The following is a 7,858-nucleotide window of genomic DNA, read 5'->3' as shown; positions in this document are numbered from 1 at the left end:
AACGGGCACTAAATCTTCCTCTTTACGTTTAGAAAAAATTTTCGATGCAATTAGTAAAAGATAAGTGCCCGTATGTGCCCGATTGGCTCAACTAACCATCAGTGGGACTTCTCTCCCCACTGATGGAAGTTTCGCTTTATCTTAAAGTCATTTTAGTTTCCACAAAGTTTTTAATACGAGCGGCAGCCTCTACTAAAATATCTTCACTTGTTGCATACGATAAGCGGATATAGTCAGGCGAGCCAAATCCTGTTCCCGGAACGACTGCAACATGCGCTTCACTCAATAACGCTTCAGCAAACTTATCAACGGTATCATAACCGGTCAATTTTGCCGCTTCTTTCACATTAGGAAATAAATAGAATGCGCCATGAGGTTTGACACAGGAAAATCCAGGTATTTCCATTAATTTTTCATAGAATAGGTTTAACCGTTTTTCAAATTGAAGCTTCATTTCTTCCACGCTTTTTTGACTGCCACGATATGCCGCAATGGCTGCATATTGAGATGGAGTGGCCGGATTTGATGTGCTTTGGCTGGCAAGAGATGTCATTTGTTTAATTAATGCTTCGTCCCCTGCTGCATAGCCAATCCGCCAACCGGTCATCGCATGAGACTTTGATACACCGTTAATAATCACCGTTTGCGATTTTAATTCTTCAGAAAGTTGGGCAATCGAAACATGTTGTTCATCACCATAGATTAATTTTTCATAAATTTCATCAGATACAATAAGAATATCATGATGTAAACAAATCTCACCTAAAGCAGAAAGTTCATCACGACTATATGTCATTCCGGTCGGATTGCTCGGTGAATTAATAATTAGTGCTTTTGTTTTATTAGTAATAACTTGCTGTAATTTTTCCGGCGTTAGTTTAAACATGGTTGTTTCATCAGTTTCAACAAATACGGGAACACCACCAGCCAGTTTTACTTGCTCAGGATAAGTGACCCAAAATGGTGCCGGAATAATGACTTCATCACCTTCATTGATCAGTGTTTGAAACAGTAAGTAAAGCGCATGTTTTGCCCCATCAGTTACAATAATGTTAGAAGGCTCATAGGGTAGCCCTTGGTCTTTAACAAATTTTTCAATGATTGCTTGTTTCAACGCTAACAAGCCGCCAGATGGAGTGTACTTTGTTTTTCCCTCTTTCAAAGCTTGGTAAGCAGCTTCAATAATATGCTCAGGTGTGTTGAAATCGGGTTCGCCGACACCTAAACCGATCACATCTATTCCTTTCCCTTTTAATTCATTGGCCAGTGCGGTTATTGCCAATGTTGCCGACGGAGCCAATGTTTTGATCCGATTAGCTAGTTCCATCCATGGTTCCTCCTTCATTTGCAAGTTTTATTTATCTTAAAAATAATAGAATTACTAACGTTTTTGAAAATTTTTTTATAAATTATACACTCTGTACCATTCCCCACTATAAAAATCAACATATAAAATACTATAACGGTCTTCCTGATCCCGATAGGTTATTTCATATGCCGGAGCATTTTCAACCATTCCTAATTTTACCCGAATAATTTCTTTCGGCTTTTTATCATTCGATAAGGTAATTAATCCACCCCGTACAAAGTTTAGTAATTCTCTTTCAGACATGCCTTCATTTTTTTCTTTTACAATTATATCTTTTTTTGCATCTTCCGGAACCCAGACAAAAATCTCTTTGTCCTTATCATTCTTACCCTTAATGACATAATAGCTGTCTGTATAATGAAACCAATCAACCGAAGTAACAGACACTAAATTCGTCTCCTTTTCCGCTCTTTCAATTGCTTTCGTTTCGCCTGTTTTCACCGGTTTTGTAGCCGATATATATATTGATATGAATCCGATCGTTAACAGAACAACCGAAACGATCGAAATCATGGAAATTTTAAATTTCATCATCTGTCCCTTCTTTTCAATGAAATGATTATTATGTAGCCTTTATGTTCGGTAAATGGTAAAAATAGCTTTTTTTTGATCTTCTTTATCTAATGCGAGTCCAAACATTAAATCTTCTTTTTTTAATGTTCGATTTAAAATATCAACGATTTTATAAAGGTCCGGTGAATATTCCACCTTTATTGTCGAAAGAACCTCTATCTTTCTTTCCATAAATCATCCTCCCCGGATCTTGTGAAACCAATTTCCATCGATATGGCAAGTCTATAGGCGACTCGTAATGACCAAGCAGGTCCTTTGACTTACCGCAAACAACGAGAAATTCATTCCTTTCTCGACAGCTAAAGAATATTAAAAATCTTTCTTTATTATACCAAGAAAATAGTGTGAAAGATAACTGCTTTCTCCCGATCTTGAAAAAATTTATTACTATTTCATTAAAATATTTTGTCGTCTAGGAATCATTATCAAGCTTTTTACATAATAAAGTTAAATCGACCTTTTCCAGTGGTACCGGTGGGATTGAATGTAAAAACGTACGTCCATAACTAGTTGAATAAATGCGTTTATCAAATATGATCCATTCACGAATCTTCGTTCCCGGATTTATCAGTTTTACAAATCCTTGTTTAAAGCGAATAACAGCTTCCGGTAAAGATAACGTTTGGAACGAATTGATCCCTTTATTTTTCAGTGCTTTTGCTCGATGGTAATGAACCGGTTCATTAGGAGAAAGAAAAGGTAGTCTTACCATTATCGCCGTTTGAAGTGATTGATCGAAACTGAATTGTTCCAGATTCGAGTTTGAAATGAACAAAATCACCTTATCAAAGCGGCTAAATTGCTTACTAAGCCGATGTAAACTTCCGCTTGAAACGCCTTGTGCCATGAGTAAATATTCATCAAGTGCACCACTGTCTTTTATTAAATGGTACGTTTTTTTCAACATTTCATTGGAACTGAATAAGATTAACAACTTTCTTTCCAAAGTTGTTGCGATGGCGATAATGGAATTACTAATTTTTTCAATATACTCCTCTTCCTTTACCTCTGAAATATTGGGTAAATCGTTTAAGCTGTATAAACGAATCTGTTTATAAAACGACTCGGTGGAATAAAACTGTTTAGTAACAACAGGAAAATCATTTAAGCCAAGCTTTTTTATCATATATTGGAAAGAGTCCTCGACTGTTAACGCATTAGAAATAAAGATGATTGCCTTTTTACGTAAATATAATGTCTTTGCTAAATCATCCTCCACATATAATGGCTGACTGTGAATGACAATAGATGTAAGAGGATTCCGTTCATCCATGTCTAACCAAATTAATTTATTGTTTTGCAAATCCTGAAATTCCATGTTCATTTTTTTAAGTATGGTTAGATCTGTCAATAGTAAGGAGAAGTCTTCAACTGTCATTTTTTCCTGTTCAGATAAAAAATGATAATAACGAAATAATTGATTTAACCGTTCTTCTAAACATGAAAAGAAAACGGTAAATGCATCATAAACTCGTTCCCAACTATAAAGAATATCGGAAAAAATCGGTGTATTTTCAATAACAATTTTTCCGTTATATATATTTTTGTTGTTTTGTTTATAAACAGCCACACATGTTTGAAAAAACTCATCCAGACGATCTAAAAAATCATGAATAATCAATTGAACTTTCTCTGCATTATATGTAACCGGCAAATTGTATTTTGTCAGTATCGCATCAATTTTTCCCGACACTTTCATTTGTTCAATCGGACCTAATTGATTTAATAAAAATTTCATTCTCCGGTAAGTTAATTTCATTCCGAAAACCGATAAAGCGTTATTTTCAAATAAATGTGCCTCATCAATAATGACATATTCAAAATCAGAAAAAATATTATTTTCTTCCTCCACATTTGTTAACAAATAATGATGATTTGTAACAACAATTTGTGCTGCGCCGGCTTTGGTTACAGCTTTTCGATAAAAATCCCGGTCGAACCATGGATTACTTCCTTCCTTATCGATTTGAATACCGGAAATCCTGCGCAAAAATTGCCAACCGCCTGTCGATAAATTCAACTCATCACAATCACCGGTTTCTGTTTCAGTCAACCAAACTAGAATTTGCATTTTTGTAATCACTTCATCATAATGCTCACTATGCTCATGTAAGATTCGTTCAAATTTCCATAAATTTAAATATCGGTTTCGTCCCTTCAACAACTGAACGGAAATTGGTTGAGCCAAACATGAACGAACTTGTGGAATAATCTCTTGTAAAATAACTTGCTGATCATGAACCGTTGCGGTTGCCACTAATACAGGCTTGTTTTTTTGCATCGAAAAAACGGCGGCCGCTAATAAATAAGAAAATTTATGATTGGTCTCTGCACCGGTTTCAATTAATGCCAAATCACCACGATCAAGAGAAGCATGAATAAAAGAAACGGGTGATTCTTCTGCCCATTCGTCTTGTAAATTCACTTTCTCCAAAGCCGCTTTATGGTGCCCGGTACTTAGATTTTGATCGACTTTCTCTTTTTTCAATACAATTCCGCGAAACAGTTCCAAATCAACAGCTAATTTTCGCGGATGACTGACCCTTTCTAAATACCACTGATCAAGAAGGTGAAATAAATCCGACTTTACATATTTTGCCAGATTACGTAAAGCGAAAATCGTTTGATCCGGAAGATGATCCAGTTTGTTAAGCATGGCTAAAAACCATTCAGCCGTGACGATGGCATCACTGTCTGCCTGATGCGGCCGGTCATGATCGAAACCGGCGAAATTGGCAATATCACTCAACTTATAACTTTCCAAGGTAGGCATAAAGATGCGCGTCATTTCCACCGTATCAATAACCGGAGAGGTAAGTTTCGGAAAACCCCCAAGCTCCAATTCATCCTGCAAAAAGGTTAAATCAAAATGGGCATTATGAGCAACAAAGCAAGCTTCTTCCATCAGTTGGAGAATTTCCCCGGCGACTTCCGTAAAAGATGGGGCATTAGCAACCATCTCATTATCAATCCCGGTCAATTCGGTAATAAATGGAGAAATAGGGATTCCCGGATTAAGAAAGGTGGTAAATGTCTCCGTTATTTTTCGGTCTTCCAGGACAACGCCGGCAAACTGGATCATTCGGTCGCCTTTTTTCGGAGAATGTCCTGTTGTCTCTATATCCACGATTACAAATTTATTCAAAGTCAACACCTCATATTTCTATCAAGAAAACATTACCATAATTTTGCACTTTCGAAAAGTCTCCTATTCCTGATAGGAAAGTAGCAGCAGTTTCTTTTCTTTCGTAGCTTTCCTTGTGGAGCCAAATAAGAAAACAAATCAAAAACGTCCGGCTGAAATCGATATTCGATCTCAGCCGGACGTGAATACAAAAAGTTTATGATTCAATCACCGTTTTTTCCTTTTCTGCTCCGATGATTTCGATTATTTTGTTTTGTTCATTTAAAACGGCAATTTTCGGTCGGTGTTCTTTCACTTCTTTTTCATCAACAAAAACATAAGAGATCACGATAATAATATCACCCGGTTGGACTAGTCTTGCAGCGGCCCCATTCAGGCAAACAACATGGCTGCCTCGCTCGCCGGGTATGATATATGTTTCAAAACGGGCCCCATTATTGTTATTGACAATTTGAACCTTTTCGTTGGCTACCATGCCAACCGCATCTAATAAGTCTTGATCAATCGTAATGCTGCCAACATAGTTTAAATTGGCTTCCGTTACACGGGCACGATGAAGTTTGGCATTCATCATTACTCGAAACATTTCTACATTCCACCTTTAAGTTCAAGAATGATATTGTCGATTAATCTCGCTTTTGAAAATTGGACGGCGATAGCGATTATGATTTTTCCCGTTAACCTTGTCTGAGGTTTTAATTCGGGATATGAATATATTTCGACATAATCAATCTTTCCATTTACTTTGTTTTGTAAAAATTGTTTTATTCCCGCAATGATGACGTCGGGGTCTCGTTCACCGGCAAAAATTCGTTCTTTTGCCTCTACCAGTGATTGATAAAGAAACGGTGCTTCCTGACGTTCTGCCTCTGTTAAATTCACATTCCGGGAACTTTTTGCAAGCCCGTCTTCCTCACGTACCGTTTCGACCGGACGCAACGTAATTGGGAGATTTAAATTTTTTATTAACCCATCAACAACAGCGACTTGCTGGGCATCTTTCAACCCAAAATACACATGATGCGGGCGAATAATAGAAAATAATTTTACAAGAACCGTTGCAACCCCGTCAAAATGACCGACACGCTTCCTGCCACAAAGAACATCTACCCGCTTTTTCACTTTTATTTCCACGGTCATTTCATCGGGATACATTTCTTGAACAGTCGGGCAAAATAAGTAATCAACACCGACACTTTTTGCCAACCGTTCATCTCTTTGGAGATCCCGCGGATAAGCATCATAATCTTCATTCGGTCCAAATTGAAGCGGATTAACAAAAACACTGGCTACAACAATGTTATTTTCTTCTTTCGCTCGCCTCATTAATGTTAAATGACCTTCATGCAAATAGCCCATTGTTGGGACAAAGCCGATTGTTTGGTTATTTTGTAAGCATTGACCTGAAATGTTGCTCATCTCTTCAACCGTCCGGATGATTTTCATGCTTTCACTCCTCCATACAAGCCCGCCAATACTTCTTCTTTGAGGGTGTAGCTTGTCTGATCATCCGGAAATGTACTGTTTTTTACCTCAGCAGCGTAGTTTTTGATTCCGTTTATAATTTCTGTTTGGATATTGGCATACGGTTTAACGAATTTAGGTAGACGATCGACGCCGTAACCAATTGCATCATGATATACAAGTACTTGTCCATCGGCATGATTCCCCGCACCGATCCCGATTATCGGAATTTTCAATTGTTTGGTTAGCTCAGCTGTAAGTTGGTAAGGAATACATTCAACGACAAGCATGAAGGCTCCTGCCTCTTCACATTTTTTCGCATCTACTATCAGTTTACGGGCAGCTTCCACCGATTTCCCCTGTACTTTATATCCGCCTAATACACCAACCGATTGTGGGGTTAACCCGAGATGTCCAACAACAGGAATCCCGGCCTTCGTTAAATGAGAAATCGTTTCCAATACATCGTCTGCCCCTTCCACCTTCACCGCATTTGCCCCGCCTTCTTGCATAATTCTTGCTGCATTTCTTAACGTTTCATCTTTTGATAAATGATAAGTGGCAAAGGGCATATCAACAACGACAAAAGTATTTGTTGCCCCCCGTCTGACAGCTTTTGCGTGGTGAATCATATCATTCAAGGTTACTTGAATAGTTGATTCATAGCCAAGTACGACCATTCCCAGTGAATCCCCTACTAAAATACAATCGATGCCTGCCTGTTCGACAAGTTTTGCTGACGGATAATCATAGGCAGTTATCATGGTGATTTTCTCTTTCATTTCTTTCATCTTCAAAAAATCGATTGTTTGTTTCATTTTTTTTACGTACCTCCTCTTTTTTTCAGAGGAAATGAAACTTTGAACTCCGCCAAACAGATTTGACGCAGTTGCCCTTATATGTCAGGAAGGAAAAATCGGAAAGTTTTGCGTTCAAAACTTTAAAGAAAACTCGGCGACTGTCGAGCCTTTAGGCGATGGCAGAGCCGCAAGAGCGCTTATACTTAAAACTTAAAATTTCCCACTACGTCGAATTCACTTCTTTGCTGGAAATTTATACATTCTTAAGGTACAAGGAAAAATTGTTGTCGTTTTTCCTCTCTCGCTGTTCCTCTTCTCATGGATGAAAAACATACGCTCTGGTGTCAAGAGCGATTCGCTTGCTTGAACTTCACAGCTCTTTTTATCCTTCTTTGAACACGTACGATAAACAAAAAAATCCTTCCAGGGCACGAAGGATTTGAAGATTTTTTTCAGTTTCATCCCTCTGTCCCGGTCCTCTACGGCTACAGGCAGATTTTCTATTAT

7 protein-coding genes are annotated in these 7,858 nt (G+C 37.8%); all 7 read right to left on the bottom strand.

What is annotated here, in order from left to right:
- Positions 1–136 precede the first annotated feature (136 nt).
- Positions 137–1,327: a pyridoxal phosphate-dependent aminotransferase gene (locus LIZ98_RS08925; protein WP_227139453.1), complete on the bottom strand. Its 1,191-nt coding sequence runs from the start codon at positions 1,325–1,327 to the stop codon at positions 137–139.
- 75 nt (positions 1,328–1,402) lie between these two features.
- The gene (locus LIZ98_RS08920; RefSeq protein WP_227139452.1) at positions 1,403–1,900 is read right to left on the bottom strand and encodes a cell wall elongation regulator TseB-like domain-containing protein; all 498 of its coding nucleotides are present in this window, start codon (positions 1,898–1,900) and stop codon (positions 1,403–1,405) included.
- A gap of 42 nt (positions 1,901–1,942) precedes the next feature.
- On the bottom strand, positions 1,943–2,113 hold the full coding sequence (locus LIZ98_RS08915; RefSeq protein ID WP_072012687.1) for a YpmA family protein: 171 nt from the start codon (positions 2,111–2,113) through the stop codon (positions 1,943–1,945).
- Between the two features lie 241 nt (positions 2,114–2,354).
- Complete coding sequence (dinG, locus tag LIZ98_RS08910; RefSeq protein WP_255602124.1) at positions 2,355–5,087, bottom strand: ATP-dependent DNA helicase DinG; 2,733 nt, start codon at positions 5,085–5,087, stop codon at positions 2,355–2,357.
- A 196-nt stretch (positions 5,088–5,283) separates the two neighbouring features.
- On the bottom strand, positions 5,284–5,673 hold the full coding sequence (panD, locus tag LIZ98_RS08905) for an aspartate 1-decarboxylase (RefSeq protein WP_041847799.1): 390 nt from the start codon (positions 5,671–5,673) through the stop codon (positions 5,284–5,286).
- 2 nt (positions 5,674–5,675) lie between these two features.
- Entirely contained in the window at positions 5,676–6,533 is an 858-nt protein-coding gene (gene panC, locus LIZ98_RS08900) for a pantoate--beta-alanine ligase (protein WP_227139450.1), read from the bottom strand.
- Entirely contained in the window at positions 6,530–7,369 is an 840-nt protein-coding gene (panB, locus tag LIZ98_RS08895; protein WP_227139449.1) for a 3-methyl-2-oxobutanoate hydroxymethyltransferase, read from the bottom strand. Before panB ends, panC begins: the two co-directional genes overlap by 4 nt.
- Positions 7,370–7,858 lie beyond the last annotated feature (489 nt).

The organism is Caldibacillus sp. 210928-DFI.2.18, assembly GCF_020554505.1.
Taxonomy (GTDB): domain Bacteria; phylum Bacillota; class Bacilli; order Bacillales; family Caldibacillaceae; genus Caldifermentibacillus; species Caldifermentibacillus hisashii.
Note: the sequence above shows the minus strand (reverse complement) of the source record. Positions and strands in the feature narration are given on the sequence as shown.

Bases quoted from the DNA above. Each gene is read 5' to 3' on its own strand.
- LIZ98_RS08925 (WP_227139453.1), bottom strand. From the start codon at position 1,327: ATGGAACTAGCTAATCGGATCAAAACATTGGCTCCGTCGGCAACATTG.
- LIZ98_RS08920 (WP_227139452.1), bottom strand. From the start codon at position 1,900: ATGAAATTTAAAATTTCCATGATTTCGATCGTTTCGGTTGTTCTGTTA.
- LIZ98_RS08915 (WP_072012687.1), bottom strand. From the start codon at position 2,113: ATGGAAAGAAAGATAGAGGTTCTTTCGACAATAAAGGTGGAATATTCA.
- panD (WP_041847799.1), bottom strand. From the start codon at position 5,673: ATGTTTCGAGTAATGATGAATGCCAAACTTCATCGTGCCCGTGTAACG.
- panC (WP_227139450.1), bottom strand. From the start codon at position 6,533: ATGAAAATCATCCGGACGGTTGAAGAGATGAGCAACATTTCAGGTCAA.
- panB (WP_227139449.1), bottom strand. From the start codon at position 7,369: ATGAAACAAACAATCGATTTTTTGAAGATGAAAGAAATGAAAGAGAAA.